The sequence below is a fragment of the Rhizobium bangladeshense genome, from assembly GCF_017357245.1.
GTDB lineage: Bacteria > Pseudomonadota > Alphaproteobacteria > Rhizobiales > Rhizobiaceae > Rhizobium > Rhizobium bangladeshense.
The window spans coordinates 366,851-393,375 of record NZ_CP071612.1; the positions used below are offsets into that span (position 1 = coordinate 366,851).

Below are 26,525 nucleotides of genomic sequence, written 5' to 3' on the forward strand. Positions count from 1 at the left end.
GTTTGACTATATTTTCGGGAAACATCATCAGCAGGATCGAGAGGTTCATGGGCATCAGGTCGACGTCGGTTTCGGATGCCGTCGCTGCGCTGGACGAGCGTTCCAGAGAAATTTTTCGCCGCATCGTCGAAGGTTATCTCGAAAGCGGCGAGCCGCTCGGCTCGCGCAATCTGTCGCGTCTCCTGCCGATGTCGCTCTCGCCGGCCTCGGTTCGCAACGTCATGAGCGATCTCGAAGAGCTCGGCCTCATCTATTCCCCGCACGTCAGCGCCGGCCGGCTGCCGACACAGGTTGGCCTGCGTTTTTTCGTCGATGCCTTCATGCAGGTCGGCGATCTCTCTGCCGAGGACCGCGCCAATATCGATCGCCAGGTGCGGGCCGAGAGTAGCGGCAATCCGGTGGAATCCATGATGAATGAGGCAAGCCGCATGCTCTCCGGCATTTCGCGCGGGGCCGGCCTCGTCATCACCTCGAAAAGCGATCCGGTGCTCAAGCATGTCGAGTTCATCCGGCTCGAACCGACAAAGGCGCTCGCCGTGCTCGTCGGTGATCACGACCAGGTGGAAAACCGCATCATCGAACTGCCTGCAGGCATCACCACCTCGCAGCTGACGGAGGCGGCGAATTTCCTCAATGCGCATATGTCCGGTCAGACGCTGCCGGAGCTTAGGAAGCAACTAAGCCGACTGAAGGATGACGTCCGTCACGAGCTCGATGCGCTCTCTCGCGATCTTGTCGAGCGCGGCATCGCCGTCTGGGCCGGCAGCCCCGACGAAGGAAAGCCGGCCCAGCTGATCATCCGCGGCCGCGCCAATCTGCTCGAAGGCCTCGCCGGCGCAGAGGATCTCGACAGGCTGCGCATGCTGTTCGACGATCTCGAAAAGAAGGACAGCCTCATCGAGCTACTCAGTCTCGCCGAAAGTGGTTCGGGCGTGCGCATCTTCATCGGCTCGGAAAACAAGCTCTTCTCGTTGTCCGGCTCGTCGCTCATCGTTGCGCCCTATCGCGACGATGACGACCGGATTGTCGGCGCCGTCGGCGTCATCGGCCCGACGCGGCTCAATTATTCCCGCATCGTGCCGATGGTGGACTACACCGCCCAGCTCGTCTCACGCCTGTCGCGCAATCCGCTTTGACGCCATCGCTGACGAAGGCTGCGGATTTTTCGCTTCTTCGTCACGCAGACTTGATTTTTTCCGGCCAAACCTCGATATCGGGCGCATCTGAAGACACCAACCGGAGACCGTCATGACCGATGAAACGACGAAAAACGGACCTGACGCAACTGCGGCCGATGCCGCAGCCGACACTGCCGTCAACGTCGAGACTGCTACTGTCGAGCAGGAGGAGGCAAGCCAGCCGGATCCGCTCGAGCTCCTGAAAGCCGAAAACGCCGAGCTGCGTGACCGCTATCTCCGCCTTGCCGCCGAGATGGATAATCTGCGCCGTCGCACCGAGCGCGAGGTGAAGGATGCAAAATCCTATTCCGTCGCCAGCTTCGCCCGTGACATGCTCGCCGTCTCGGACAATTTGCGCCGGGCGCTGGACGCTATCTCTCCGGAGGCTAAGGCCGCGGCCGATGCCGGCCTCACCACGCTCATCGAAGGTGTGGAGATGACCGAGCGCTCAATGCTCTCTGCGCTGGAGCGCCACGGCGTTCGCAAGCTGGAGCCGGTCGGTCAGAAATTCGATCCGAATTTTCATCAAGCCATGTTCGAGGTGCCGAACCCCGAAGTACCGAACAATACCGTCGTCCAGGTCGTACAGGCCGGCTTCACCATCGGCGAGCGCGTACTGCGCCCGGCCATGGTCGGCGTCGCCAAGGGCGGCCCGAAGCCGGTCGAGGCAGAAACCAATTCCGTCTTCGACGAGAAGGACGCCTGAGGTCCTTTTCCCTCTCCATCTTGGAGAAGGAAAACAAAATCAGATGCGGGCGAAGCGTTCGATCAGCAGATCGAAGAAACCGTCCGCATCGACATGGCGCATCACCTTGGCATTGCGCTTGCGCTCGGTCACGTGCCACCAGTCGACGACGGTCATCCCGACGGTGAGTTCGGACCGGACCTCGATCTCGACATTGCAGTCCCTGCCCTGGAAAAGTTCCGGCTTCAACAGATAGGCGATGACCGTGGGGTCGTGCAGCGGCCCACCGTCGGAGCCGTATTTCTCGATGTCGAAGCGTTCGAAGAACTCCAGCATTTCGACCATGGCCTTTGCCGGCGCCGTGCCGATCTCGGCGATGCGCTTTACCCTGTCCTTGCGGGTCAGCAGCTGGTGCGTCACGTCAAGCGGCATCATCACGATCGGCACGCCCGAGCGGAAAACGATATCGGCGGCTTCGGGATCGACATAGATGTTGAATTCGGCGGCTGGCGTGATGTTGCCGCCCTCGAAAAAGCCGCCGCCCATCATGACCAGCTCCCTGATGCGGGCGACGATGTCCGGCGCCTTCTGGAAGCCCATGCCGATATTGGTGAGCGGCCCGAGCGTACAGAGTGTCACTGTACCCTCCGGCTCGCGGCGCAGCGTCTCGATGATGAAGTCGACGGAATGGACGGGCTGCAGCGGCAATGTCGGCTCGTCGAGAATGGGGCCGTCGAGGCCGGTCTTGCCGTGTACATGTTCTGCTGTCACTAGTTTGCGGGCGATCGGTCTGTCGGCGCCGGCGAAAACCTTCGTTTCCGGCCGGCCGCAGAGCTCGCAGACGATGCGCGCATTTCGGCTGGTGAGAGAGAGGGGCACGTTGCCTGCGACCGTCGTAATTCCCAGCACATCAAGCTCATCCGGGCTGCCGAAGGCAAGCATGATGGCAGCCGCGTCGTCCTGGCCGGGATCGGTGTCGATGATGATCTTTCTCACGCTTGCCATTCCTACTGTCCTATCGTCGCCATGCCGGTTGTCCCCGCCGACACCATCTCTTCATTTCCGTCACAAATCGACACATTCCGCGCGGGCATGTTTTTGATGCGAGCCAGCAAGCCCTTTGTCAAGCAAGGAGGCGGGCGCCGCCATTTTTAGAAGTGAGAGAAGTTTAAATCGGGAGGGCGGCGTCCGCCTTGCAGCGCCGGGATGATGTCCCCATATTAGCGGCATCCGGATGCTGCGCTTGAGGTCCGGGATGGTCGCTTGCATCAAGGACTTGAAAAGAGATGAGCCGTATTACCCCTTTCGCCAGCCCGTTGCTTCTGGGCTTCGACGCCATGGAAAAGACGCTGGAGCGCATTTCCAAGGCGAGCGACGGATACCCGCCCTACAACATCGAACGCATCGCCGCCGATAGCGGCGCGCCGGAACGTCTGCGCATCACCCTTGCAGTCGCCGGCTTCAGCGAGGAGGAACTTGATATCTCCACCGAGGAGAATCAGCTTGTGATCCGCGGCCGCCAGCTGGATCAGGGCGAGCGGGACTATCTCTATCGCGGCATAGCCTCCCGCCAGTTCCAGCGGACGTTCGTTCTTGCCGACGGCATGCAGGTGCTCGGCGCCGGCCTCAAGAACGGTCTGCTCTCCGTCGATCTAATTCGTCCGGAACCCGCCCGCATGGTCAAGAAAATTAACATTTCGGTCTCACAGTAGCACAACGGTTTGTCGAACCGTTGGTCCCTTCTCCCGGAGGAACAGGAATGTTGATGAAAGAAGCCACGTCTCACTTGACCAAATCCGAGCTTGCCCACATCGGCAACGGCGAGGTCGCCTACATCAGAAAGATGCGCACCGAAGAGGTCGCCAAGTGCTTCCCCGAGGCGCCGGATATCGATCCGAACGTCGATCTGTGGGCACTTTTCGGCGCCGACGGCACGCCGATCCTTTTGACAGACAACCGCTCCAGCACCTTCTTCAAGGCTGCCGAAGACGAATTGAAGACGGTCAGTCTGCACTGACCGTCAATTACGTCGGTTGCGTTTTTTCGCCGCCCGGCACGCTGCATCATTCGATTTGCCGCGGTCGAGAGTCCTGCCATGACATCTGCGCACCACCTTGATTCAAGGTTTCCATAGCTGATCTTTGAAGGGAGCGGCGGATTTATCCCGCGCGGTCTTCTCGGGCCGCCACTCATTGCTTCAACACCCGCACTGAGTGGTTGCGGGCTCAGATCTTCCTCAAGGTCAGATAGGCGGAGGAGCGGCCCTCGCGGCGCGCCTTTGCCTCGTAGCGCGTGCTCGGCCAGCCCTCATAGGGCGTCAGCCAATCTGCCGCGTTTTCGGCCACCCAGTCGAAGCCGCCATGGTCGCGGCATTTGATCAGCGTCCAATTCACATAGGTGTCGATGTCGGAGGCGAAACAGAAAAGCCCGCCGGGCTTCAGCACGCGATGAAAGCGGTCGAGATTGGTCTTCGAGACGAAGCGGCGTTTCCAATGCTTCCGTTTCGGCCATGGATCAGGGTAGAGCAGATCGATCTGGTCGAGCGCGCCGTCCGGCAGCCAGTCGAGCAACTGCGTCGCATCGTCATTATAGACCCGGATATTGGAGGCACCCGTCTCTCCGATACGTGACAGAAGCTTCTGCATCGAGTTGACGAAGGGCTCGACGCCGATGAAACCGGTCGAAGCCCTCTCCAGCGCCCGATGGATCAGGTGTTCGCCGCCGCCGAAACCAATTTCCAGCCGCAATGTGGTGACCGGAACCGGGAAAAGCGAAGTCAGCGGCTCCGGGGGAGCCGCCGAGAGATCGACGAGGAATACCGGGAGCAGGCTGTTCAGCGTTTCGGCCTGCTGCTCGCGCAGGGCCTTTCCCTTGCGGCGACCGAAAAAGGCTTCGGTCGCCCGGCCCCGGCGTTCCATATCCGTCATGCAGCAGCCTTGGTCTTGACGGCTTCCTTGAGTGCCTTGACAAGGTCGGTGCGCTCCCAGGAGAACGAGCCGTCACGGCCGGCCTTGCGGCCGAAATGACCATAGGCCGAAGTCTTGGCGTAGATCGGCTTGTTGAGGTCGAGGTGGCGGCGAATGCCCGACGGCGACAGGTCCATATTCTGGCGGATCGCAGCTTCGACCTGGTCTTCCGAAACACCCTTGCCGGTGCCATGCAGGTCGACATAGATCGACAGCGGCTGAGCGACGCCGATGGCGTAGGAGAGCTGGATCGTGCAGCGGTCGGCAAGGCCGGCGGCGACGACGTTCTTGGCGAGGTAGCGGGCGGCATAGGCGGCTGAACGGTCGACCTTCGTCGTGTCCTTGCCGGAGAATGCACCGCCGCCATGCGGAGCGGCACCGCCGTAGGTGTCGACGATGATCTTGCGGCCGGTGAGGCCCGCGTCGCCGTCCGGTCCGCCGATGACGAACTTGCCGGTCGGATTGATGTACCACTTGCAATCATCGGCGATCTTCAATTCGCCGAGCGCTTCGCGGATATATGGTTCGACGACCGCGCGGACCTTCTTGGAATCCCAGCTGTCATCGAGGTGCTGGGTCGAAAGCACGATCGACGTCACTTCCGACGGCTTGCCGTCGACGTAGCGCACGGTCACCTGGCTCTTGGCGTCGGGGCCGAGCTTGGCGACTTCACCGTCGCCCTTCTTGCGAGCGACAGCGAGCAGCTGCAGGATCTTGTGTGAATAATAGATCGGAGCCGGCATGAGGTCCGGGGTTTCCTTGCAGGCGTAACCGAACATGATGCCCTGATCGCCGGCGCCCTCGTCGCCCTGCTGATCGGCGGCGCTGTCGACGCCCTGGGCGATGTCAGCCGACTGCGAGTGCAGGAGCACGTCGATCTTTGCCTTCTTCCAGTGGAAGCCGTCCTGCTCGTAGCCGATGTCCTTGATGGCGCGGCGGGCTGCGGCCTTGAACTTCGAGGGATTGATGACGTCCTTGCCGTCCTTGTCCTTCTTCATAAGGCTCGGCGGCAGGCGGACCTCGCCGGCGATGACCACGCGGTTCGTCGTCGCCAGCGTTTCGCAGGCAATGCGCACGCCCCACGGATTGACGCCGGTCTTGGCCGCTTCGCGGTAGACCAGATCGACGATCTCGTCGGAGATGCGGTCACACACTTTGTCCGGATGACCTTCGGCAACAGATTCGCTGGTAAAGAGATAATTCGCGCGCATTCCGGGATTCCCCTCAAAGAATAAAAGCCAGCTAGTAGGTACTCAGTTCGAGCGCCGATGACAAGCGCACAAGGACATAAATATATCTTTATATCTGCGGCGAAGTGACAAATTTTGCCCGAAAAAGGCAAAAAAGGCGGCCTTTCGACCGCCTTTCCATTTTGTAACGAGCGTCGGATCAGTCTGCGTCGGCTTCGGCAGCGAGCGCCTTGACCAGTTCCACGACCTTGCGGCGAACCTTCGGATCGGAAATCTTGACGAAGGCGCGGTTGAGCTGCAGGCCCTCCGAAGAGGAGAGGAAGTCTACGACGTAATTCGAGCTGGACGCTTCGGCCATGCCGCCGACGGCGCCCGCATGTTCGCCGGGCGCATCCTCGAAGAAGAAGGAGACCGGAACGTTGAGAATGCTCGAGATGTTCTGCAGACGGCTTGCGCCGACGCGGTTGGTACCCTTCTCATATTTCTGGATCTGCTGGAAGGTGATGCCGAGGCTCTCGCCAAGCTTTTCCTGGCTCATGCCCAACATCGTTCGGCGAAGGCGAATGCGGCTGCCAACATGGATATCGATCGGATTCGGCTTCTTCTTGTTTTCAATCATGGTCGTGCCCTAGCTACGAATTTCAACTGTTTCTAACCGGCATGCCCCTGATCCATCCCAAAACGCCACGTTGTAAGCAGCGGGAACCCGCCGATAAACATACGTTAAGAACGCCGATTGACACCACTATGCAATTTTAGGGGTTTTTGGTCAATTCAACCCTAAAATAAAACCTCCGCGAGAAATTAGCGCAATCAACATCAGCAGTGCTTCGGTCAACCAGAAGTATGTCTGGTGGGGGTATGTGGTGCCGAACCTGTTGCCGAGCCCATCAACAGTTGCATCAATAAAGCCGGTCTCACCAAGATCGAGGCCTGCAACAATTTCCCCATGCGCATTCACCAGCGCCGAAATACCGTTGTTGGCATCGCGAATCAGCGGCAGGCCTGTCTCGATTGCTCGAACGCGGGCCTGTTGAAAATGCTGGTAGGGTCCGGGCGTGATGCCGAACCAGGCATCGTTGGTGAGGTTAAGGAGCGCGTTGGCGTCTTTTATGTCGCCGGTCATTTCGCCCGGAAAGATGATCTCGTAGCAGATCAGCGGGTATAGATTGAGGCCGCCGGGTAGCGCCAGCAGGTGCCGGCTCGCGGCGGCCGAAAACCCGCCCGGAATCTCGACGACATTCTGGACGCCGAGTGCGGTGAACATATCCTCGAAGGGCAGATATTCGCCGAAAGGCACGAGATGCATCTTGTCGGAGGCGGCGATGATCTGGCCGCGGCCGTCGATCACGTAAATCGAATTGTAATAGCGCACCGGCGTGCCCGGTCCCATCTCCTCGGCGCGCACGGCGCCGGCGATCAGGATCTGGTTGTCATCGAGCGTATCGGCGATCCGCGTCAGCGCATCCTGGTTGTCGGTGAGGATGAAGGGAATCGAGGTTTCCGGCCAGACGATGATGTCGGGCCTGCGTCCGCCATTTCTTGGCGCTTCCGCCGAAAGCTTCAGATGGGTCTCGAAGATCGCGTTGCGGTCGGCGTCATTGTCCATCTTGGCCGACTGGTCGATGGCCGGCTGCACCAGCCGCACCACCGGCCGCTTGTCTTCTGGCAATGGGTCTGGCCGCGGCGCAAGGTAAAGCGCATAGGCACCGTAACCGATATGGGCGGCAAACAGCACGGCGGCGAGCGCGATCCCTGGCTTCGCGCCCTGCCGCGTTCCGGCAAGGGCGGGCGCGGAAAAGACGAAGACAGCAAGTGTCGTCACCCCCATTGCCCCGATCACATGCGCCGACTGCATCATCAGCGGAACGGGCATTATGCCATAGCCGATGGCATTCCAGGGAAAACCGGTGAGGATCACGCTCCGAAGCCATTCCATCAGGCCGAAGCTAGCCGCAAGTGCGGCGATCCGTCCCATGCCGTCAGACCAGACGATCCGGGCAAGGGCGACCGCCAATCCATAGAAGATTGCAAGGCAGGCCGGCAGTCCGAGGATTGCCAAGGGCAGTGCCCAGGCGAATTCCTCCGAATCGACCAGCAACGCATGGCCGAGCCACCAGAGGCCGGCGACGAAATAGCCGAAGCCGAACAGCCAGCCGACGGTAAAAGCCGGCCATAGCCTGCCGATCAGGCCGCTTTCAGGGGAAGCGGCTGCCCCGTCGACCAGCCAGACGAGCAGCGTGAAAGATACGAACATCGCCGCGAAGAAGCCGAAAGGCGGCAGCGCCAGCACGGCGAAAGCGCCGGCGGCGACGGCTAGCAACGGCCGTTTGAACCCCCAGACGAGGATAACCTTGTCCGCAAGCCGCTCCATGCGCACTCCCATCAACTGCGAATCAACCCCATTCGCAGTCTTTCAAAAAAGCGGCTCTTTGTCCTGTTACGCGTCGGCCTGTAAATCGATTCCCATTTTTTGGCTGATGCGCTAGTTCGCGGTCGATCCGGACGGCCGGTCGTCGCCGGCCTCGGATCCCGGAGTGATGTCGCCAGCCTCCTTGGCGCGGCGGCGGATCGCATGGCGCTTGCGGGTGATCCGCAGCCGTTTGATGCGGCGCGGATCGGCATCGAGGATGTGGAACTCGAAATTCGGCAGGGCCTGGACGACTTCGCCGCGGACGGGGATGCGGCCGAGCGCGGAGAAGATCAGCCCGCCCAGCGTATCGACCTCATCGACCTGTTCGCTAATGTCGAAATCCGGTCCGATCGCTTCGGCGATCTCTTCCAGCTCGACACGGGCGTCGGCGACGAAGACGTCTTCTGCCACGCGCTTGAACATCACCTCTTCGTCGTCATGCTCGTCGTCGATGTCGCCGACCACCATTTCGACGATGTCCTCATGCGAGGCGAGACCGTCGGTGCCGCCATATTCGTCGATGACGAGGGCCATCTGCGTACGGTTTACCTGCATGCGGCGCAGGAGGTCGGAGGCCAGCATCGACGGCGGCACGAACAGGATCTTGCGGATGATGCCGGCCTCGGCCAGCGTCTTCTGCAGGTCGACCCGGGCAAGATCGAAATTCGGTTTGGCCGAGCGCGAGGGCTTCTGGATGTTCTCGGGCGCGACTTCGATCGCCGGCCCGGCAACGGCCGGCTTTGCCGGGCCGCGTCGCTTGTTGCGCGCCTGCTTGGCGACATAGGAGAGCAGGTCGCGGATATGCACCATGCCGCGCGGATCGTCGAGCGTATCGGCATAGACGGGCATGCGGGAGCGGCCGGATTCCTCGAAAAGGATCATCAGCTCGCCGATGGTGATGTTCTGGTCCACCGCCTCGATATCGGCGCGCGGCACCATCACGTCAGCGACGCGCACTTCACGAAAGCGCAGGATATTGTGCAGCATTGCCCGTTCGTCGGGCGAGAAGGCGTCGTCGCCGGCCGCATCGGTCATCAGCGCGTCGGCAAGATCCTCGCGCAGCCGCGAGCCTTGCTGCGGGCGGAGAATGCGGGCGGCGCGCGACCAGAAGGATTGGGATCGGCCGGATGGCCGACTACTACTGCCCGCCTCGTCAGAGGAAGAGGATGGCTCGGAGTCCTTGGCGTCTGCCGCCGGCTTCGTCGTAAAGTCGCTCATGGTTCCATTTTAAGGTCTTGACCCTCGTAGGGATCAGATAGGCCGAGCTGCGCCAAAATGCGAGTCTCCAGCCCCTCCATAATTTCGGCTTCAGCATTATTCATATGGTCGTAGCCGAGAAGATGCAAGAAACCGTGCACCAGAAGGTGGGTCAGGTGGTCGTCGAAACTCTTTTCGAGCTCCTGGGCTTCCCGCTCCACCGTCTCCCGGGCGATGATGATGTCGCCGAGCATCGGACCCGGCATCTTGCCGGGCTGAACCGGAAAGGCGGGAAAGGAGAGCACGTTGGTCGCCTTGTCCTTGCCGCGCCATTCGGCGTTGATGTCCTGGATCGAGGCATCGTCGGTAAAAACGAGCGAGACCTCGGGCGGCATCTTGGGAAAGGGCTGCTTCTCACTGTCGCGGAGATAGACCACCGCCGCGCCGAGTACGCGCTCGCAAAAAACCAGCAGCGTTTCCTCGCCGGGCCAGCCGATGTTCTCGATGCTGATCTGTATGTCGAGTTCGGCCATCAGTCCTGCCGGCCGACGTCTTCGGCTTCGACAAGATAGGTGGCGTCATAGGCTCTGACAATGCGGCCGACCAGCGGGTGGCGCACGACGTCGGTGTCCTTAAAGCGCACGATGGAGATGCCCTCGACGCCGTTCAGCAGCTCCAGGGCCTCGACGAGGCCGGATTTGACGCCGCGCGGCAGGTCGATCTGGCTCGGGTCGCCGGTGACGATCATGCGGGCATTTTCGCCGAGACGCGTCAGGAACATCTTCATCTGCATCGACGTCGTATTCTGCGCTTCGTCGAGGATGATGGCGGCGTTGGCGAGCGTGCGGCCGCGCATGAAGGCGAGCGGGGCGATTTCGATGACGCCGGCGGTGATCGCCCGATCGACCTTGTCGGCCGGGATCATGTCGTAGAGCGCGTCATAGAGCGGGCGAAGATAGGGGTCGACCTTTTCTTTCATGTCGCCGGGCAGGAAGCCCAGGCGCTCACCGGCCTCAACGGCCGGGCGCGACAGGATGATCTTTTCGACCGCGCCACGCTCCAGCATCTGGGCAGCATGGGCGACGGCGAGATAGGTCTTGCCCGTGCCGGCCGGGCCGACGCCGAAGACGAGCTCGGCGCGCTCCAGGGCCCTGATATAGGCGTCCTGCGTCGGCGTGCGGGCGATGATCGTCTTCTTGCGGGTCGAAATCTGCGCCATCGTCAGCTTGGCCTTGCGCTCCATGGTGGGAAGGCTGAGCTGGTCGTCGGCGGCCACTGCCATGCGGATCGCCCCCTCGACGTCGGATCGTTCCACGCTGCCGCCTTTCTGAAGCTTTTCATAGAGATAATCGAGCGTGCGCCGCGCCTGATTGGTGGTTACGACATCGCCCGAAATGACGACTGAATTGCCGCGCGCCCGCGCATCGATGTTCAGCCGCTCCTCGAGCAGCTTGAGGTTCTGGTCGAACTGGCCGAAGAGTTCGCTGGCGAACCGATTGTTCTCGAACGTCAGGACGAAGTGATTGGTGTCGCTCGGCGTGCGGGGGTGGCGCGGTGAAGAAGAAACCAATTCTTGTCCGTTCAAGCGGTCGGGCTCCTTGGGTTAGACCGCAGCCTCTGCGCGTTCGGCAAACAGGCTGTTCGTTCCGGTTCCGGTGATTCGCACTTTAATAATGTCACCGATTTGCGATGCTTTTGCATCAACATTCACGGATTGAAGCCAGGGAGAACGTCCGATCAGCTGGCCGGGCATGCGGCCGGGCTTTTCGAGCAGCAGATTGATCTCCTTGCCGATGCAGGATTCGGCGAACTCCTGCTGCTGCTTCAAAAGAAGCGCTTGCAGGCGTTCCAGCCGTTCTGCCTTGATCTCTTCCGGCACCTGGTCCTTCAGTTCCGCGCCGGGCGTGCCCGGCCGTGTCGAGTATTTGAACGAGAAGGCCTGCGCGTAGCGCACCTCCTCCACAAGTCTCAGTGTATCCTCAAAATCCGCGTCTGTCTCCCCCGGAAAGCCGGTTATGAAATCGCCGGACAGCGCGATGTCGGGCCGCACCGCCCGGATGCGCTCGATCAGCGTGAGATATTCGGCAGCCGTGTGGCGCCGGTTCATCGCCTTCAGGATCCGGTCGGAGCCCGATTGCACCGGCAGGTGCAGATAGGGCATCAGCGCCCTGAGGTCGCGATGGGCCGCGATCAGCCGGTCGTCCATGTCGCGTGGATGGCTTGTGGTATACCGCAGCCGCGCAAGGCCGGGGATTTCGGCGAGGCGGTAGAGCAGGTCGCCGAGGCTCCACGCCTCGCCTCGCGGCCCAGCGCCATGCCAGGCATTGACGTTCTGACCAAGCAGGGTGATTTCACGCACCCCGGCTTCGACGAGCTTTTCGGCCTCCTCGACGATCTGCGAGACCGGCCGCGACACTTCCGAGCCGCGCGTATAGGGCACCACGCAGAAGGTGCAGAACTTGTCGCAGCCCTCCTGCACCGTCAGGAAGGCGGTGACGCCGCGGGCTCGGATCTTCCGGCTCTCGGCGATCGGCAGATGCTCGAACTTGTCCTCGATCGCATATTCCGTATCGACGACGCGGCGACCCTGCTTGGCCTGGCGCAGCGCTTCCGGCAGCCGGTGATAGGTCTGCGGGCCGATGACGACGTCGACGGCCGGCGCTCGGCGCAAGATCTCCTCGCCTTCGGCCTGGGCGACGCAGCCGGTCACGCCGATCATCATCTCCCGGCCATCGGCTGCCTTCTTCTTTTTCATCTCGCGCAGCCGCCCGAGCGCCGAATAGACCTTCTCGGCCGCCTTCTCTCTTATATGGCAGGTGTTGAGCAGGACGAGATCGGCCTCTTCCATGTCTTCCGTCGGCTCGTAGCCGTCGCGGGCGAGCGCATCGCTCATGCGCGTGGAATCATAGACGTTCATCTGGCAGCCATAGGTCTTGATGAAGACCTTGCGGCTGTTGGAGCCATCGCGGAAGCCCTCGCTGGGCGTTGCTTCCGGGGCCTGGAGTAGGGCGCTGTCCTGTGTCATGACGCGCTATTTAGTGGTTTTTGCCGCAAGAGAAAAGGGATTCTCGGCTCAGCCCACATCGCGACCGCGCAGGCTTATGTTCAGCAGGTTGCGGATGCGCGAGGCGATCGTCGCGCTCACCTCCTTGCGATTGGTATCGGCGCGATATTCCACCGCTTCGCCGTAGGAAACTTCCGCGTCGATCGCGCCGCATCTGACGATATCGATGAGATGCGGCAGGAGCTCGAGATCGCCGGGCCAGGCGGCGAGCCGGCGGTGATAGCGCCCCATGGGAATGCCGTGCACCCTTGTGTAGACGACCGCCACCGGCTGCACCACGACCGTGCCGGTCGGCGAATATGGCACGGCCATCGCAGCGGCGCCGAACAGCGAGGATTTGACCTCGAGCAGCCGGTTGCCGTCCGACGTCGTGCCCTCCGGAAAGAGCACGACGATTTCTCCGTCGGCCATGCGCCCGGCGATCTCATTTGCCTGATGGCCGGTCTTGCGCTTCTCCTCGCGCACGACGAAGACGCTTTTCTGCAGCTTGGCGAGGGTGCCGAAGATCGGCCAGTCGCGCACCTCGATCTTGGCGATGAAGGCGACGTCGGCCACCGAAGACATCACCATGATGTCAAGCCAGGACGAATGGTTGGAGCAAAGCATCAGAGGCCGGCGGCCTTCCAGCCTGCCCTTCACGCGGACGCGGATGCCGAGGCAATAGCAGACGATGCGATGCCAGAGGCGCGGAAGTCTCCGGCGCAGCCGCCAGTCGAATCGCAGCGCCAGCACCTGCAGCGGCATGAGCACGATGCTGACGGCAAGGATGACGACCGCAGCAAAGGCGATACGCAGCCAGGCGATCAAATGCGGCACTCCCGGGCTGCCATCGCTTCAGAGATCTTCCTTCTTCAACGGAATGCCGTAGAGCTCGAGGCGATGGTCGACCAGCCGGAAACCGTGCTCGCGGGCGATGCGCTCCTGCAGTGCCTCGATCTCCGGCGAGCGGAATTCGATGACCGCGCCGGTCTTCAGGTCGATAAGATGGTCGTGATGCTCTTCCGGTACCGTTTCGTAGCGCGAGCGCCCGTCGCGGAAGTCGTGGCGGGCTATGATGCCGGCATCCTCGAACAATTTGACGGTGCGATAGACGGTCGAGATCGAGATCTTCGCATCGACCTTCACCGAACGGCGGTAGAGTTCTTCGACGTCGGGATGGTCCTGCGAGTCTTCGAGGATGCGCGCGATCACGCGGCGCTGCTCGGTCATGCGCATGCCGCGTTCGGCGCAAAGCTCCTCGAGGGTCTTGGCTACGTCGGTCATGGCCTGCCTTCAAAATAAACGCGTTTCGACAATGCCGGTACGGCGTTTGCGCCGGTCCGCACGTCATGCTCTGCCAGGGAACTATCGAAGAACGCGCTTCATGACAAGCGCCGTGGAAAGGGCGCCGTTTTCCTGCCTGTAGTAGCCCTGGCGCTCGCCGACCTTTTCAAAGCCGAGCTTGCGGTAGAGGCCGAGCGCCGCGGTATTGCCGCTGTCGACCTCGAGAAACATACTCTCGCCGCCACGCGCCCGCGCCTCGCGCATTGCCGCCTGCATCAGGCGCCAGCCGAGTCCCGCACGGGCGACCTTCGCCTGCACGGCAATCGTCAGGATCTCGGCCTCTCCGGCGACTTGGCGTGCAAGGATGAAGCCGGGAAGCGGCTTTTTCAGGATGGCATTGGTCTGGCGCGCGACGAAGCCGAACACGGTCTCCTGCGACAGCAGGCTGTGGAATTCGCCGTCGCCCCAGGGCCGGGCGAAACGCTCACCATGCAGGAGGGCGACGTCGCGGCAATCCTCGCGCTCCATGGCGATAATCTCGAATTCCGGCTTCAGCGTCAGATAGGCTTCCAGCATGGTCACACTCGTCGCGCAATCGCATATCCGGCCTGCGGCTTGGCATCCGGTCCGCGCAGATAAAGGGGCTTGGGCTTTCCGGTAGCGGCAGGGGCGGCAGCACCCAGACGCGCGACAATCGAAATCGGAAAGACATTGGCGTGATCGCCGCCGGCGCCGGCCTTCAGGAGCGGCGTTGCCGAACCGGTGATCTCGCCGTCGAAGCCGGCGGCGAAAGCCTGGGCCTCGGCGACGCTTGTCGCTCGCGGCGCATCAAGCGGGGAACCATCGCCTGCGAAGGACTGGAGATAGATTTCGTCCCGTTTGGCGTCCATCGCCGCCAGCACGGCGCGGCCGGGCGTCTTCTCACGCGCGGCGGCGGCCATGACTTCGAGCGTGGTGACGCCGACGACGGGCACATTGAGCGAAAGCGCAAAACCGCGGGCTGCGGCAACGCCGACGCGGATACCGGTGAACGAGCCGGGGCCGATGGTGACGGCAAGGCGGTCGATCTGAGAAAGTGTCATACCCGCCTGATCCAGCGCGCGATCGACGATCCCGATCAAATGTTCAGCATGCCCCTTGCCGATCATGTCCGATGCCTCCCCCAGCACCGTATTCCTGCCGCTGTCGTAAACGGCGGCAGCGCAATCCACACCTGCGGTGTCGAGCGCCAGAACGATCATGCCATCAATTTCCGAAAAAACTACTGTCGCCTAACCATAAACTGGCCGGCCGAACCTGGGATGGACGGCCGGACGAATTCGTGCTTTTCAAGCGGCAATCACTTCCTGCACTTCGGGAACGAAATGGCGCAGCAGGTTCTGGACGCCGTGCTTCAGCGTGGCCGTCGAAGACGGGCAGCCGGAGCAGGAGCCTTTCATGTTCAAATAAACCTTTCCGTCCTTGAAGCCGCGGAAAGTGATGTCGCCGCCATCCTGGGCGACGGCCGGTCGCACGCGGGTCTCCAGAAGCTCCTTGATGGTCAGCACGATCGATTCATCGCTCTCATCGAAGAACTCGTCACCGGCATCGGCGTCCTCGGAAAGGATGGAAGCATCCCCCATCACCGGCTTGCCGGACATGAAATGCTCCATGATCGAGCCAAGGATAGCCGGCTTAAGATGCTGCCATTCCGCGTCGTCCTTGGAGACGGAAATGAAATCATAGCCGAAATAGACGCCGGTGACGCCGGGAATTTCGAACAGGCGGGCGGCGAGCGGCGAGGCTTCAGCCTCTTCGGCGCTGCGGAACTCGGCGGTGCCGTTTTCCATGACGACCTTGCCTGGCAGGAATTTTTGTGTGGCGGGGTTGGGCGTGGCTTCGGTCTGAATGAACATCTGGCTCTCCATGCGGCAGGCTCGAGACCTCGGCCGTCTTTAGAATTCTTCAAAAGAAGATAAGCCCATTGCCGGATCTAATCAAGAGACTTGCACTCAAGAAATAGGCTCAGCAGAGGGCGTCGATTTCCTCGTTGGTCAGCGTATCCGGCAGCACGGTCACGGGAATTGGAAACGCCGCCGCGCGTCCGGCGACCGACGAAACCAGCGGTCCGGGACCTTCCTTCGCCGACCCGGCGGCAAGAACGAGGATCGCGACATCTCGGTCTTCCTCGATCACGGCGTTGATCTGCTCGGCTGCGCTGCCTTCACGGATGACGATCTCAGGTTCGATGCCGATCGTCTCCCGCACGATTTGGGCGATCTTTGCGACGGTTGCCTCGGCTTCCTCGCGCGCCTCGGCCCGCATTATCTCCTCGACGCCGAGCCATTGCTGGAAGTCGCCGTTCGGGATCACATAGAGCAGCACCAGACCGCCATTGGAATTCTTCGCGCGCCGGCCGGCATAATGAACGGCGCGCTGGCATTCGGGTGTCCCGTCGATCACCGCCATGAATTTGCGCCGGTGACCTTCGAGCCGTGAGAGTCGCTTCGATACCATGGCGCGGACTCTGACACCCGAAGCGGAAAAATTGCAAGCGCAGTTTTTGTGCGCCACTGCCTGTGGGCGATCCTCTTCTTCGGCGCAGGGCAGAAGAGGAGATGTGCTTCAGTAGAGGAAGCCGATGACGTCGCGCACCTGCTTCATCGTCACCTCGGCGCGCTCCCTGGCTCGTTCGCCGCCCTTGCGCAGAATCGCGTCGATATGGCTGGTATCGTCCATCAGCCGGCGCATCTCGCCGGTGATCGGCGCCAGCACATAAATAGCCAGATCGACCAGCGCCGGCTTGAAGACGGAAAACTGTTGGCCGCCGAATTCGGCCAGCACCGCGGCCTTCGATTTGTCGGCGAGCGCGGCATAGATCGCCACCAGATTGTCGGCTTCCGGCCGGCCATGCAACCCGTCGACATCGCTCGGCAAGCCGTCCGGATCGGTCTTGGCCTTGCGGATCTTCTTCGAGATCGCCTCCTCGTCGTCCATCAGGTTGATGCGCGAAAGATCCGAGGGATCGGATTTCGACATTTTCTTGGTGCCGTCGCGCAGCGACATGACGCGGGGCGCCGGTCCGCCGATCAGCGGTTCGACCATCGGGAAATAGGCATGCACCGGCTCGTCACCGACGGTGATGTCGACGCCGTAGCCGCTTTTGCGAATATGCTCGGCATAATCGAGGTTGAACTTCATCGCGATATCACGGGCAAGCTCCAGATGCTGCTTCTGGTCCTCGCCAACCGGCACATGGGTGGCGCGGTAAACGAGAATGTCGGCGGCCATCAGGCTCGGATAGGCATAGAGACCGAGCGAAGCCTGCTCGCGGTCCTTGCCGGCCTTGTCCTTGAACTGCGTCATGCGGTTCATCCAGCCGATGCGGGCGACGCAGTTGAAGATCCAGGCAAGTTCCGCATGTTGCGGCACGGCCGACTGATTGAAGACGATATGTTTTTCGGGATCGATGCCTGCGGCGATGAAGGCTGCGGCGATCGAGCGCGTCTGGCTCGGCATGTCGTCATGCACCAGCTGGGCCGTTAGCGCATGCATGTCGACGACGCAGTAGATACAGTCATTGCCTTCCTGCAGCGCCACGAAGCGGCGGATCGCACCGAGATAATTGCCGAGATGCAGATTGCCGGTCGGCTGCACGCCGGAGAATACGAGTTTCTTGAATTCGCTCATGTCGTCCTCAATAGGCTGGTGGAGGGCCTACAGCGCGCCGCGCGTCTTTTCAGACGCGCAAAGGACGCTGTAACACTTCAATTTGCTGCATAATTCCTAAATCGATTCCATTTAGGAATTATGCAGCGGGCTATTTCGCCTGTGTTGCTAACGCCGCGGCTTATGCACGGGCAACCGGTCGCAATCAAGGGGTTCAGCCTGCTGCATGCTGGATCAGATCGAAGGTGTTGCCGTAAGGATCCGCAAAGACCGCAACAGTGCCGTAAAGCTCATGCCGTGGCTCTTCCAGAAAGCGTATGCCGGCTGCAAGCATTGCGGCGTGATCGCGTGCGAAATCGTCGGTCTTCAGGAAAAACCCGACACGGCCGCCCGTCTGGTTGCCGATAGCGGCGCGCTGCGCCTCGGTTGCCGCCTGCGCCAGCAGAAAAGCCGCGCCATCCCCGCCTTTGGGCTTCACCACCACCCAGCGCTTTCCCTCCGGTTGCGGCTCGTCCTGCAGGCAATCGAAACCGAGGCCGTCGCAATAGAAGGTCTTGGCACGGTCATAATCGTCGACGACGAGGGTGACGAGGAAAAGGGACTGGATCGTCATGCGATCTCCTGTACTTGGATGTTTTTTCCACCTTGAACGCGAGGATTGCTCATCTTTAAGCCGAATTGATCAGCTAACTTAGTCCAAATTGAGTATAAAATTTCACAGAAAAGCTTTTATTGAACTGAAAATCCTCCGCCGGGCGCCGGCGGTCCGATGGGGGTCGCTGCAGCAGCCCATCGGAGGGACCCATGCAGAACCCCAGTTTGCTCGCCATGGCAGGCCTTTTCGCCCTACAATCAGCAACGGCTGCCCTCAGTCAAGACGACAAAAGGCACGCCGCCCATCTTCCCCGCCACGAGGCGCGTCTCTCCTACGCGGTGCAGACCGTCAGCGTTCGCGCCAGCTGTTTTCCCATACGCTTGCGAGCGATCCTGTCGCATATCGCCGTAAAGACCGGCCGCCGACCGATCGTAACGTCCGGTCACAGGCCGCATCCTCGCCGTCACGGCTCCCTGCATGGAAAATGCCTGGCGGCCGATATCAGGGTGCCGGGCCTTCCTGAACGCACCATCATTGCAGCGGCAAGAAGCGCGCCAGGCATTGGCGGCATCGGCAGCTATTGCAATGGCATCATCCATGTCGACATCGGGCCGCAAAGGCGATGGATCCATTGTTAAGGGCTCACGCATCCTTTGCCGGCGTCGGCTTGCGGTTGAGATTGCGCCGGATCATGCCCAGATCCGCTCCGCCGATCAGGAAGGCGGCGGCGAAATAGATGAGCATGGCGATTGTTATCAGCAGGCCGAGCGTACCGATCTTGGTCAGAAGCGAGGCGTCAGAAGCGAGCCAGGGCGCCCAATATTGCTTGAGGAAGATGATCGCCGCGCCCATGACGGCCGAAGCGACGATCAGCAGCGCGGCGCGTTTTGCCAGCGTCCATTCCCATGTGAGATGGCCGCGGCGCAACAGCGTGGTGAATAACAGCAGAGTGCTGATCCAGCCGGCTGTGGCTTCGGCAACGGCGATGCCGGGCGCGCCCATATAGGGAAAGAGGGTGAGCGCCGTGGCGCAGTTGGTGGCGACCGCGATCGCCGAGAAGCGCATCGGTGTCTTGGTATCCTCGCGAGCATAAAAGCCCGGCTGCAGCGCCTTGATCAGCACGAAGGCCGGCAGACCGATGCCGTAGATCGCCAGGATCGAGCCGACGACGGCGGTGTTTTCCTGATGGAAGGCGCCGCGCTCGTAGAGCACGCGGATGATCTCGTCGGAGAGGATCCAGAGCGCGAAGGCGGCGGGGATGGTCAGGAACAGCACGAATTCGATCGAGCGGTTCTGCAGATTGGCGGCCTCGCGCAGCGCCCCGCCCTTCAGCGACCGGGCAAGCTCCGGCAGAAGCACCACCCCGACGGCGACGCCGACGACGCCGAGGGGCAGCTGATAGATGCGGTCGGCATATTGCAGGGCTGCGATCGCGCCTTCGCGGGAGGAGGCGATCGCCTGGCCGATCAGCTGATTGATCTGTGTGATGCCACCCGTCACAGCGGCGGGCACGGCCAGGATCAGCAGCCGCTTGACATTCGCAGTCATTTTCGGGAAGCGGAAGCCTATGCTCATGCCGGCTGCCAGCACGCCAACATAGACGACGGCGAGCTGCAGGAACCCGGCGGCAAGAACGCCCCAGGAAAGATACCAGGCCGTAGCCAGCGGATCGGCGCCGGTGTAGAGCGAATAAAACAACGCCCCGATCATCACCACGTTGAGGAAGACGGGCGCGATGGCGGCGGCGAAGAAATGATGCAGCGAATTCAGCATGCCGCTCATCATCGCCGTCAGCGACATGCACATCAGATAGGGGAACATCACGGCCGCCATGCGGATCGTGATCGAGAATTTCTCGGGATCGTCGGCGAATCCCGGTGCGATGATGAAGCGCACCAACAGCGGCATGGAGAGCTCCATCACGATGGTGATGAGGAGCAGCACCGAAAACAGCACGCCGAAAACCTCTTCCGAAAAGCGCTTGGCTCCGTCCGTGCCGTTCGCCTCGATCTCCTTGGCGAAGAGCGGCACGAAGGCGGCGTTGAAGGCCCCTTCGGCAAATAGCCGACGGAAGAGGTTCGGAAAGCGGAAGGCGGCGTAGAAGACGTCGGCCATCGGCCCGGTGCCGAGGGCAGCCGCCATCAGCGTTTCACGGGCAAAACCGAAGATGCGGCTGCCGAGCGTGGCGCCGCCGACGGTCGCGAATTTTTTAACGAGGCTCATGCTTGCTGGCTCATGCGGGGGAATCGGCTTTCTTTTCGGCTGCCGGCGATGTCCGGGCGGTGGCGGCGGGCGCGATGATGCCGGAGGGCATGCGCTCGCGCAGCTCGTCCTGCTCCTCCGCCATCACGGCCTTCATGCGGGCGGTGATATTGGCACGCTTGCTGTCGCCCGATATCTTCTGGCCCACGAGATCGGTGACGTAGAAGGTGTCGATCACCTTCTCGCCGAAGGTGGTGATGCGGGCCGACTGGATGTCGAGCGACAGATCGGAGAGCACGGCGGTGATCTCCGACAGGAGGCCCGGCCGGTCGAGGCATTCGACCTCGATGACCGTAAACTTGTTCGACAGGCTGTTGGTGATGTTGACCGAGGGCGGAATGTCGAAGGCTTTGCTTTTCTTGCGATTGCGCGTGCGCGTGGCAATGACCTCGGGCAGCCGCTTGCGGCCGGACAGAACATCCTCGATCATTCGTCCGATCGTGCCGGCGCGGCGCAGCTCGTCGGCATCATCGGCAAATTCGCGGCTGACATGGATCGTATCGAGCGCCCGTCCGTCCGAGGTCGTGAAGATCTGGGCGTCGACGATGTTGGCGCCGGCCGCAGCACAGGCGCCGGCTATGACGGCGAGCAGGCGCGGGTGGTCGGGCGACAGCACGGTGATTTCAGTGATGGCGTGGAAACTGTCGGTGCGCACCATGGTGGCGAGCGCCTGGCCCGCCTTGTCGGCCTGCCGGATGAACTGGGCGTGGCGGAGCTGGTCTTCCAACGGTACGGAGAGCAGATAGGGCTGGTAATGCAGCTTGGTATAGGTGTTGCGATCCTTCTGGCTCCAGTCGGCGAGGGCGCCGCGCAGCGCCTCGGCGGCGGCATTGGCCCGCTCCTTGCGGGAGACCTCCGAAAAGCCGCCGGCCAGCAGCAGCTCGGTTTCGTAGTAGAGCGTGCGCAGAAGCTGGCCTTTCCAGCCGTTCCAGACGCCGGGGCCGACTGCCCGAATATCGCAGATCGTCAGGATCAGAAGCATTTTCAGCCGGTCGAGCGACTGCACGCGGTCGGCAAAGTCGATGATCGTCTTGCGATCGGTGAGGTCGCGGGTCTGCGCCACCATCGACATGGTCAGATGTTCCTCGATCAGCCAGACGACGAGTTCCGTCTGCTTCTGCGACAGGCCGAAGCGGGCGCAGAGCTTGCGGGCGACGCGGGCGCCGGCAATCGAATGATCCTCCTGGCGACCCTTTGCGATGTCATGGAGGAGAACCGCGAGATAGAGCGCCTCGCGGTCCTCGATTCCCGAGATCAGCTTATTGGCGAGCGGATGCAGATCCTCCGACCGCGACTTGTCGATCTCCGAGAGAACCTCGACGGTGCGGATCAGATGCTCGTCGACCGTATAGTGGTGATACATGTTGAACTGCATCATCGCGACGATCTTGCCGAAATCAGGAATGAAGCGGCCGAGCACACCGGCCTCGTTCATCCGGCGCAGAATTAGCGCCGGGTCGCGCTTCGACGTCAGGATCGACATGAAGAGGCGGTTCGCCTCGTCGTTTTCCCGTAGGCTGTTGTCGATCAGCGCGAGTGAACGTGTGACGCGTTTCAGCGCATCCGGATGGAATTCCAGCCCGTTGATGTCGGCGACGTGAAAGAGCCTGAGGATGCTGACCGGATCGCGCTTGAAGACATCGGCGTCGGCGAGCGCGATGCGGCCGCGGTCTTCGACGAATTCGACGCTGCCGGCAATTTTGCGGGTGCGATGGGTAAAGCGGCTGATGACGCCGGTGAGGCCCGGGATCGACTTCGCCTGCTGGTCTTCGAGCGCGGCGCACAGGATGCGCGTGAGATCCCCGACATCCTTGGCCACGAGGAAATAGTGCTTCATGAAACGCTCGACCGCCGAAAGGCCAGGGCGGGTATGATAGCCGAAGGCCTCGGCGATCTCGCGCTGGATGTCGAAGGATAGACGCTCCTCAGCCTTGCCTGTCAGGAAGTGCATATGGCAGCGCACCGCCCAGAGAAAATCGTCGGCTTTCTGCAGCAGGCGATATTCGTGCTTCGACAAGACGCCGAGCTTGACCAGCTCCGCCTGGTCGCGCACGTGGTAGTAATATTTCGAGATCCAGAACAGCGTGTGCAGGTCGCGAAGCCCGCCCTTGCCTTCCTTGACATTGGGCTCGACGAGGTAACGTGTGTCGCCCGCCTTGCGGTGGCGCTCGTCGCGCTCGGCAAGCTTGGCGGCGATGAATTCGGGGCCGGTGCCGGTGACGATTTCCTTGTCGAAACGGGCCTCGAGCTCGGTTTCCAGCCGCTGCAGGCCGCAGATATAGCGCATCTCAAGAATGGCGGTGCGAATCGTCATGTCGGACTTGGCGAGCGCGATGCATTCCTCCACCGTGCGGGTGGCATGGCCGACCTTGAAGCCCATGTCCCAGAGCACGTAGAGCATGAATTCGACCGCCTTGTGCGTCTCCTCCGCCGGCCTCGGCAGGAAGAGGAAGAGCAGGTCGATATCGGAGCCCGGCGCCAGCGTGTCGCGGCCGTAGCCGCCGACGGCGGTCACCGCGAACTTGTCCTTCTGTAGCGGAAAGATATGGGTGGTGGCGAAATTATAGAGGACGGTGATGATCTGGTCCTGCAGCCAGGAAATCCGGTAAGCGCAATTGAGACCGCTTCCGTCGGCTGCAAGAGCCGCGCGCGCCTTCTGCCGTCCTTCCGTGCTCGCCTTTTTCAGGGCGGCAAGAAGATCGGCGCGCATGATGTCGGGCCGGTTTCGATTTGCCTCGGCAACGGCGTCGCACTGCTTCTGCAGCAGCTCGGCGTCGAGGATCTCCGAGAAATCGACGTCGCGCGTCGCGCTCACAGGGGTGGTTTCCTGTTCATGCCGGGCTGCCTGATTGGGGCTCGCCTCACGTTTCGTCTGCATGCGCTATAACCTCTTTGCCCGGCGACTGACACGGGCCTTCATACTGCAAGAACCTTTAAATTTGGCGAAATGGTGTTGTCATGCTGAAGCTTTGCCACAAGCTGCGGCGTTTCCGAAAAGCCTCACACTGCGACCTGCGCACGCAGCGAATACAGCACCTGCCGGGTCTCGCGCTGGATCTCCTCGAGCGTCGCCCTGTCGCATTCGCGGTAGCCCGCCTTGGCGATCGACGTTCCGAGTTCAGCGATCATAGCGCAGGAGTGAGTGATTTTCAGCAGGCCGATTGGCGATGTCCAGCCGCGCGCGTTGCGGTCTCCATCGGCGCGCCGCATCGTTTCGAGCATGGAGCAGATGAGCGACAGGCGCTCGGTTTCGCGAACCAGCTTCTCCATGAACATCGGCTGCGCTCCTATTTCAGCTTTTTCTTGAGATCGTAAAGCGCATCGAGCGCCTCGCGCGGCGTCATGTCGTCGAGGCTCATCGCCTTCAGCGCCTCCTCGACCTTCGATGGGCTGCGGGCCGTGTCCTCGCGGCGCACCGCCACCTGGAAGAGCGGCAGATCGTCGATCAGCTGGCTCGCCGGGTTCTTGCGGTCGGCATCTTCGAGGCGGGTGAGCACGTCGCGGGCCCGCGACACGACCGACGCTGGAAGCCCCGCAAGACGTGCGACCTGGATGCCGTATGAGCGGTCGGCGGCGCCCGGCCCGACCTCATGCAGGAAGATGACGTCGCCGTCCCATTCCTTGACCCGCATCGTGGCGTTCGATAGCCGGCCAAGCTTTTCCGACAGCACGGTCAGCTCGTGGAAATGTGTAGCGAAGAGGCCGCGGCAGCGATTGGCCTCGTGCAGGTGCTCGACGGCGGCCCAGGCGATCGAAAGGCCGTCGAAGGTCGCGGTGCCGCGGCCGATCTCGTCGAGGATAACGAGGGAACGGTCGCTCGCTTGATTGAGGATCGCCGCCGTTTCCACCATCTCGACCATGAAGGTCGAGCGTCCGCGCGCCAGATCGTCGGAGGCGCCGACGCGGGAGAAAAGCCGGTCGACAATGCCGATATGGGCCGTTGTTGCCGGCACGAAGGAACCCATCTGCGCCAGGATCGCTATCAGTGCGTTCTGACGCAGGAAAGTCGATTTACCGCCCATGTTCGGACCGGTCAGCAGCCAGATCGCCCCATCGCGATCGCCGGTTTTAGGCGAGAGATCGCAATTGTTGGCGACGAAGGGGCCGCCAGCCTGGCGGCGCAGCGCCTGTTCGACGACCGGGTGGCGCCCGCCTTCGATCGCAAACATCTTCGAGCCGTCGACCTGCGGTCGGCAATAGGCCTGCTCTTCGGCGAGCAGCGCCAGGCCTGCGGCGACGTCGATCACCGCGAGCGCCCTGGCGCCGGCCTTGATCGCCTCGGCTTCCGCCACGACTGCCGCCGCCATCCTGTTGAAGGCCTCGAGTTCGATCGTAAGCGCCCGATCGGCGGCATTGGCGATGCGGCTTTCGAGATCGGCAAGTTCGGTCGTGGTGAAGCGCATGGCGCTCGCCATGGTCTGGCGATGGATGAAGCGGGCCTTCGCCTCCGCCGTCTCCGTCATCGGCCCGGCATTGCCGGCGGTCACCTCGATGAAATAGCCGAGGATATTGTTGTGCTTGATCTTCAGCGATCGGATGCCGGTTTCCTCGGCATATTGCAATTGCAGTCCGGCGATGACGCGGCGCGACTGGTCTCGCAGCGCCCGGACTTCGTCGAGTTCGGCGCTCGCGCCGTCGCGCAGGAAGCCGCCATCCCGTTTCAGCAGCGGCAATTCATCGGCGAGCGTCTCGGCAAGCAGTTCTTCCAGCGGCTCGGGAAGCGCTTTCAGACCAGACAGCGCCTCGCCGAGCTCTTCAGGCAGCAGCGCGCTATCGAGCAGCTGCGCAAGGCCTGCCGCGGCTTGGAGGCCCTGGCGGATGGCGGCAAGATCGCGCGGTCCGCCGCGATCGAGCGCCAGGCGGGACAGCGCGCGCGGCATGTCGGGCACATGTTTCAGCGTGTCGCGCAGCTTGCCGCAGAGCGAGGGCTCTTCGATCAGAAAGCCGATCGAATCGAGCCGCGCATTGATGCGGCCGGGTTCGGTCAGCGGCGACATCAGCCGCTCGGCGAGAAGCCGCGCCCCGCCGCCGGTGACGGTGCGGTCGATCGCCTTCAGGAGCGATCCGTTGCGATCGCCCGACAGCGTGCGAGCAAGCTCCAGATTGGCGCGGGTGGCCGGGTCGATGAAGAGCGTTGAAGCCGCGCTTTCCCGCTCCGGCTTTCCAAGCGGCGGCCGCTCGGCGATCTGTGTCTTCTCGACATAGGCGACGGCGGCTGCGGCCGCCGCGAGTTCGGCGCGCGAGAAGCTGCCGAAGCCGTCGAGGGTCGAGACGCCGAAATAACGGGCGATCCGGCCTTCGGCGCTGGCGCTGTCGAAGAGAACCGCCGGCTGTGGCACGGCGGTGCGGCCAAGCACATCGAAGACGGGTTTGAGCTCGGCATCGTGGAAGATCGTGTCGGGCAGGATGAGCTCGCGCGGATCGATGCGCAGGATGTCGGCAAGCAGCCGCGAGCTTTCCGTTTCGGCAAGCCGGAAAACGCCGGTGGAAATATCGATCCAGGCAAGCGCGAGCGCCGGTTCGGCTCCGCCGCGGATGCGGGCAAGCGCCATCAGATAGTTCGATTCCGAAGGCGAGAGCAGCTTTTCCTCGGTGATGGTGCCGGGCGTGACGAGGCGGATGACGTCACGCTTGACCACGGATTTGGCGCCGCGTTTCTTGGCCTCGGCCGGATCCTCGATCTGTTCGCAGACGGCCACGCGGAAGCCGAGCGCGATCAGCTTCTGCAGATAGTCGTCGGCCGCATGCACGGGCACGCCGCACATCGGGATATCCTGGCCCATGTGCTGGCCGCGCTTCGTCAGCGTGATGCCGAGCGCGCGTGCGGCTTCCAGCGCATCCTCGAAGAACAGCTCGTAGAAGTCGCCCATGCGATAGAAGAGCAGCGAATCCGGATTGTTCGCCTTGATCTCGATATATTGCTCCATCATCGGCGTCGCCGAGGCGCGGCTTTCCGCCGTGGCGAGCTCGGCAGCCGAAAAGGCTTCATTCCCGGTGTCTATTCGTGCGTTCACGGAGGTGCAGTTTTTCCCAAAAAAACAGGTGCCAACCCTATCCGTGCGCC

At 62.0% G+C, this 26,525-nt stretch carries 26 protein-coding genes; 5 read left to right on the top strand and 21 right to left on the bottom strand.

Annotation, left to right across the window (positions count from 1 at the left end):
- Window positions 1–47 precede the first annotated feature (47 nt).
- Both hrcA and grpE read left to right on the top strand, forming a co-directional pair.
- Complete coding sequence (gene hrcA, locus J2J98_RS01795; RefSeq protein ID WP_207602202.1) at window positions 48–1,136, top strand: heat-inducible transcriptional repressor HrcA; 1,089 nt, start codon at window positions 48–50, stop codon at window positions 1,134–1,136.
- 112 nt (window positions 1,137–1,248) lie between these two features.
- A complete protein-coding gene (gene grpE / locus J2J98_RS01800; protein ID WP_064707749.1) occupies window positions 1,249–1,884 on the top strand; it encodes a nucleotide exchange factor GrpE in 636 nt (211 codons plus the stop codon).
- A gap of 39 nt (window positions 1,885–1,923) precedes the next feature.
- Here grpE and J2J98_RS01805 read toward each other — a convergent pair whose 3' ends face one another.
- Window positions 1,924–2,868: a nucleoside hydrolase gene (locus tag J2J98_RS01805; RefSeq protein ID WP_207602203.1), complete on the bottom strand. Its 945-nt coding sequence runs from the start codon at window positions 2,866–2,868 to the stop codon at window positions 1,924–1,926.
- Between the two features lie 281 nt (window positions 2,869–3,149).
- On the opposite strand from J2J98_RS01805, the gene J2J98_RS01810 reads away from it, so the two are divergent.
- Together J2J98_RS01810 and J2J98_RS01815 are read left to right on the top strand one after the other, a co-directional pair.
- Window positions 3,150–3,575 (top strand): Hsp20 family protein, encoded by a 426-nt coding sequence (locus J2J98_RS01810; RefSeq protein ID WP_064693551.1) that lies wholly within the window; start codon window positions 3,150–3,152, stop codon window positions 3,573–3,575.
- A gap of 47 nt (window positions 3,576–3,622) precedes the next feature.
- The gene (locus J2J98_RS01815; protein WP_008524631.1) at window positions 3,623–3,880 is read left to right on the top strand and encodes a BQ00720 family protein; all 258 of its coding nucleotides are present in this window, start codon (window positions 3,623–3,625) and stop codon (window positions 3,878–3,880) included.
- Window positions 3,881–4,088: 208 nt separating this feature from the next.
- Here the strand turns inward: J2J98_RS01815 and trmB are convergent, their stop codons facing one another.
- The 16 genes from trmB to J2J98_RS01895 form a co-directional block, all read right to left on the bottom strand.
- The gene (gene trmB, locus J2J98_RS01820) at window positions 4,089–4,790 is read right to left on the bottom strand and encodes a tRNA (guanine(46)-N(7))-methyltransferase TrmB (protein WP_207602204.1); all 702 of its coding nucleotides are present in this window, start codon (window positions 4,788–4,790) and stop codon (window positions 4,089–4,091) included.
- Window positions 4,787–6,040, bottom strand: coding sequence for a methionine adenosyltransferase (gene metK, locus J2J98_RS01825; RefSeq protein WP_064711766.1), 1,254 nt, complete (start codon window positions 6,038–6,040; stop codon window positions 4,787–4,789). The genes trmB and metK overlap by 4 nt, the downstream gene beginning before the upstream one ends.
- A 178-nt stretch (window positions 6,041–6,218) precedes the next feature.
- Window positions 6,219–6,638, bottom strand: a complete 420-nt coding sequence (locus J2J98_RS01830; RefSeq protein WP_064707753.1) for a helix-turn-helix domain-containing protein — start codon at window positions 6,636–6,638, stop codon at window positions 6,219–6,221.
- 150 nt (window positions 6,639–6,788) lie between these two features.
- Window positions 6,789–8,393, bottom strand: a complete 1,605-nt coding sequence (gene lnt / locus J2J98_RS01835) for an apolipoprotein N-acyltransferase (protein WP_207602205.1) — start codon at window positions 8,391–8,393, stop codon at window positions 6,789–6,791.
- Between the two features lie 111 nt (window positions 8,394–8,504).
- Window positions 8,505–9,650, bottom strand: coding sequence for a hemolysin family protein (locus J2J98_RS01840; RefSeq protein ID WP_064707754.1), 1,146 nt, complete (start codon window positions 9,648–9,650; stop codon window positions 8,505–8,507).
- Window positions 9,647–10,162, bottom strand: a complete 516-nt coding sequence (gene ybeY / locus J2J98_RS01845; protein ID WP_064707755.1) for an rRNA maturation RNase YbeY — start codon at window positions 10,160–10,162, stop codon at window positions 9,647–9,649. Before ybeY ends, J2J98_RS01840 begins: the two co-directional genes overlap by 4 nt.
- The gene (locus J2J98_RS01850) at window positions 10,162–11,214 is read right to left on the bottom strand and encodes a PhoH family protein (RefSeq protein ID WP_064707756.1); all 1,053 of its coding nucleotides are present in this window, start codon (window positions 11,212–11,214) and stop codon (window positions 10,162–10,164) included. The genes ybeY and J2J98_RS01850 overlap by 1 nt, the downstream gene beginning before the upstream one ends.
- Window positions 11,215–11,232: 18 nt before the next feature.
- Window positions 11,233–12,654 (bottom strand): tRNA (N6-isopentenyl adenosine(37)-C2)-methylthiotransferase MiaB, encoded by a 1,422-nt coding sequence (miaB, locus tag J2J98_RS01855; RefSeq protein WP_207602206.1) that lies wholly within the window; start codon window positions 12,652–12,654, stop codon window positions 11,233–11,235.
- Between the two features lie 48 nt (window positions 12,655–12,702).
- Window positions 12,703–13,500, bottom strand: a complete 798-nt coding sequence (gene olsA / locus J2J98_RS01860) for a lyso-ornithine lipid O-acyltransferase (protein WP_207602207.1) — start codon at window positions 13,498–13,500, stop codon at window positions 12,703–12,705.
- Window positions 13,501–13,527: 27 nt separating this feature from the next.
- A complete protein-coding gene (locus tag J2J98_RS01865) occupies window positions 13,528–13,956 on the bottom strand; it encodes a Fur family transcriptional regulator (protein WP_064707758.1) in 429 nt (142 codons plus the stop codon).
- An 81-nt stretch (window positions 13,957–14,037) separates the two neighbouring features.
- Window positions 14,038–14,532 carry a GNAT family N-acetyltransferase gene (locus J2J98_RS01870; protein WP_064707759.1) on the bottom strand — a complete coding sequence of 165 codons (495 nt, stop codon included), beginning with the start codon at window positions 14,530–14,532 and terminating at the stop codon, window positions 14,038–14,040.
- Window positions 14,533–14,534: 2 nt separating this feature from the next.
- Window positions 14,535–15,197: a tRNA (adenosine(37)-N6)-threonylcarbamoyltransferase complex dimerization subunit type 1 TsaB gene (gene tsaB / locus J2J98_RS01875; protein WP_207602208.1), complete on the bottom strand. Its 663-nt coding sequence runs from the start codon at window positions 15,195–15,197 to the stop codon at window positions 14,535–14,537.
- 87 nt (window positions 15,198–15,284) lie between these two features.
- The gene (locus tag J2J98_RS01880) at window positions 15,285–15,851 is read right to left on the bottom strand and encodes a NifU family protein (RefSeq protein ID WP_064707761.1); all 567 of its coding nucleotides are present in this window, start codon (window positions 15,849–15,851) and stop codon (window positions 15,285–15,287) included.
- 109 nt (window positions 15,852–15,960) lie between these two features.
- Window positions 15,961–16,452, bottom strand: coding sequence for a universal stress protein (locus tag J2J98_RS01885; RefSeq protein ID WP_004679831.1), 492 nt, complete (start codon window positions 16,450–16,452; stop codon window positions 15,961–15,963).
- Window positions 16,453–16,560: 108 nt separating this feature from the next.
- Entirely contained in the window at window positions 16,561–17,625 is a 1,065-nt protein-coding gene (gene trpS, locus J2J98_RS01890; protein ID WP_207602209.1) for a tryptophan--tRNA ligase, read from the bottom strand.
- A 193-nt stretch (window positions 17,626–17,818) separates the two neighbouring features.
- The gene (locus J2J98_RS01895; RefSeq protein ID WP_207602210.1) at window positions 17,819–18,217 is read right to left on the bottom strand and encodes a VOC family protein; all 399 of its coding nucleotides are present in this window, start codon (window positions 18,215–18,217) and stop codon (window positions 17,819–17,821) included.
- A gap of 191 nt (window positions 18,218–18,408) precedes the next feature.
- On the opposite strand from J2J98_RS01895, the gene J2J98_RS01900 reads away from it, so the two are divergent.
- Window positions 18,409–18,837, top strand: coding sequence for a YcbK family protein (locus J2J98_RS01900; RefSeq protein ID WP_064707764.1), 429 nt, complete (start codon window positions 18,409–18,411; stop codon window positions 18,835–18,837).
- A 4-nt stretch (window positions 18,838–18,841) separates the two neighbouring features.
- On the opposite strand, the gene murJ is transcribed toward J2J98_RS01900, so the two are convergent.
- The 4 genes from murJ to mutS all read right to left on the bottom strand — a co-directional run bounded on the left by murJ (window position 18,842) and on the right by mutS (window position 26,475).
- The gene (gene murJ, locus J2J98_RS01905) at window positions 18,842–20,422 is read right to left on the bottom strand and encodes a murein biosynthesis integral membrane protein MurJ (RefSeq protein ID WP_207602211.1); all 1,581 of its coding nucleotides are present in this window, start codon (window positions 20,420–20,422) and stop codon (window positions 18,842–18,844) included.
- Window positions 20,423–20,432: 10 nt separating this feature from the next.
- Window positions 20,433–23,339 carry a [protein-PII] uridylyltransferase gene (locus J2J98_RS01910; RefSeq protein ID WP_207602212.1) on the bottom strand — a complete coding sequence of 969 codons (2,907 nt, stop codon included), beginning with the start codon at window positions 23,337–23,339 and terminating at the stop codon, window positions 20,433–20,435.
- A gap of 122 nt (window positions 23,340–23,461) precedes the next feature.
- Window positions 23,462–23,737 carry a hypothetical protein gene (locus tag J2J98_RS01915; RefSeq protein ID WP_064707767.1) on the bottom strand — a complete coding sequence of 92 codons (276 nt, stop codon included), beginning with the start codon at window positions 23,735–23,737 and terminating at the stop codon, window positions 23,462–23,464.
- 11 nt (window positions 23,738–23,748) lie between these two features.
- Window positions 23,749–26,475, bottom strand: a complete 2,727-nt coding sequence (gene mutS / locus J2J98_RS01920; RefSeq protein WP_207602213.1) for a DNA mismatch repair protein MutS — start codon at window positions 26,473–26,475, stop codon at window positions 23,749–23,751.
- Between the last annotated feature and the right edge of the window lie 50 nt (window positions 26,476–26,525).

Excerpts from the sequence above, each read along its gene's own strand:
- J2J98_RS01880 (WP_064707761.1), bottom strand. The coding sequence starts at position 15,851 with ATGTTCATTCAGACCGAAGCCACGCCCAACCCCGCCACACAAAAATTC.
- J2J98_RS01895 (WP_207602210.1), bottom strand. The coding sequence starts at position 18,217 with ATGACGATCCAGTCCCTTTTCCTCGTCACCCTCGTCGTCGACGATTAT.
- J2J98_RS01900 (WP_064707764.1), top strand. The coding sequence starts at position 18,409 with ATGCAGAACCCCAGTTTGCTCGCCATGGCAGGCCTTTTCGCCCTACAA.
- J2J98_RS01805 (WP_207602203.1), bottom strand. The coding sequence starts at position 2,868 with ATGGCAAGCGTGAGAAAGATCATCATCGACACCGATCCCGGCCAGGAC.
- trmB (WP_207602204.1), bottom strand. The coding sequence starts at position 4,790 with ATGACGGATATGGAACGCCGGGGCCGGGCGACCGAAGCCTTTTTCGGT.
- tsaB (WP_207602208.1), bottom strand. The coding sequence starts at position 15,197 with ATGATCGTTCTGGCGCTCGACACCGCAGGTGTGGATTGCGCTGCCGCC.
- J2J98_RS01870 (WP_064707759.1), bottom strand. The coding sequence starts at position 14,532 with ATGCTGGAAGCCTATCTGACGCTGAAGCCGGAATTCGAGATTATCGCC.
- murJ (WP_207602211.1), bottom strand. The coding sequence starts at position 20,422 with ATGAGCCTCGTTAAAAAATTCGCGACCGTCGGCGGCGCCACGCTCGGC.
- J2J98_RS01840 (WP_064707754.1), bottom strand. The coding sequence starts at position 9,650 with ATGAGCGACTTTACGACGAAGCCGGCGGCAGACGCCAAGGACTCCGAG.
- grpE (WP_064707749.1), top strand. The coding sequence starts at position 1,249 with ATGACCGATGAAACGACGAAAAACGGACCTGACGCAACTGCGGCCGAT.
- lnt (WP_207602205.1), bottom strand. The coding sequence starts at position 8,393 with ATGGAGCGGCTTGCGGACAAGGTTATCCTCGTCTGGGGGTTCAAACGG.
- J2J98_RS01915 (WP_064707767.1), bottom strand. The coding sequence starts at position 23,737 with ATGTTCATGGAGAAGCTGGTTCGCGAAACCGAGCGCCTGTCGCTCATC.
- hrcA (WP_207602202.1), top strand. The coding sequence starts at position 48 with ATGGGCATCAGGTCGACGTCGGTTTCGGATGCCGTCGCTGCGCTGGAC.
- J2J98_RS01810 (WP_064693551.1), top strand. The coding sequence starts at position 3,150 with ATGAGCCGTATTACCCCTTTCGCCAGCCCGTTGCTTCTGGGCTTCGAC.
- J2J98_RS01865 (WP_064707758.1), bottom strand. The coding sequence starts at position 13,956 with ATGACCGACGTAGCCAAGACCCTCGAGGAGCTTTGCGCCGAACGCGGC.
- J2J98_RS01815 (WP_008524631.1), top strand. The coding sequence starts at position 3,623 with ATGTTGATGAAAGAAGCCACGTCTCACTTGACCAAATCCGAGCTTGCC.
- ybeY (WP_064707755.1), bottom strand. The coding sequence starts at position 10,162 with ATGGCCGAACTCGACATACAGATCAGCATCGAGAACATCGGCTGGCCC.
- miaB (WP_207602206.1), bottom strand. The coding sequence starts at position 12,654 with ATGACACAGGACAGCGCCCTACTCCAGGCCCCGGAAGCAACGCCCAGC.
- trpS (WP_207602209.1), bottom strand. The coding sequence starts at position 17,625 with ATGAGCGAATTCAAGAAACTCGTATTCTCCGGCGTGCAGCCGACCGGC.
- metK (WP_064711766.1), bottom strand. The coding sequence starts at position 6,040 with ATGCGCGCGAATTATCTCTTTACCAGCGAATCTGTTGCCGAAGGTCAT.
- J2J98_RS01830 (WP_064707753.1), bottom strand. The coding sequence starts at position 6,638 with ATGATTGAAAACAAGAAGAAGCCGAATCCGATCGATATCCATGTTGGC.
- J2J98_RS01910 (WP_207602212.1), bottom strand. The coding sequence starts at position 23,339 with ATGCAGACGAAACGTGAGGCGAGCCCCAATCAGGCAGCCCGGCATGAA.
- J2J98_RS01885 (WP_004679831.1), bottom strand. The coding sequence starts at position 16,452 with ATGGTATCGAAGCGACTCTCACGGCTCGAAGGTCACCGGCGCAAATTC.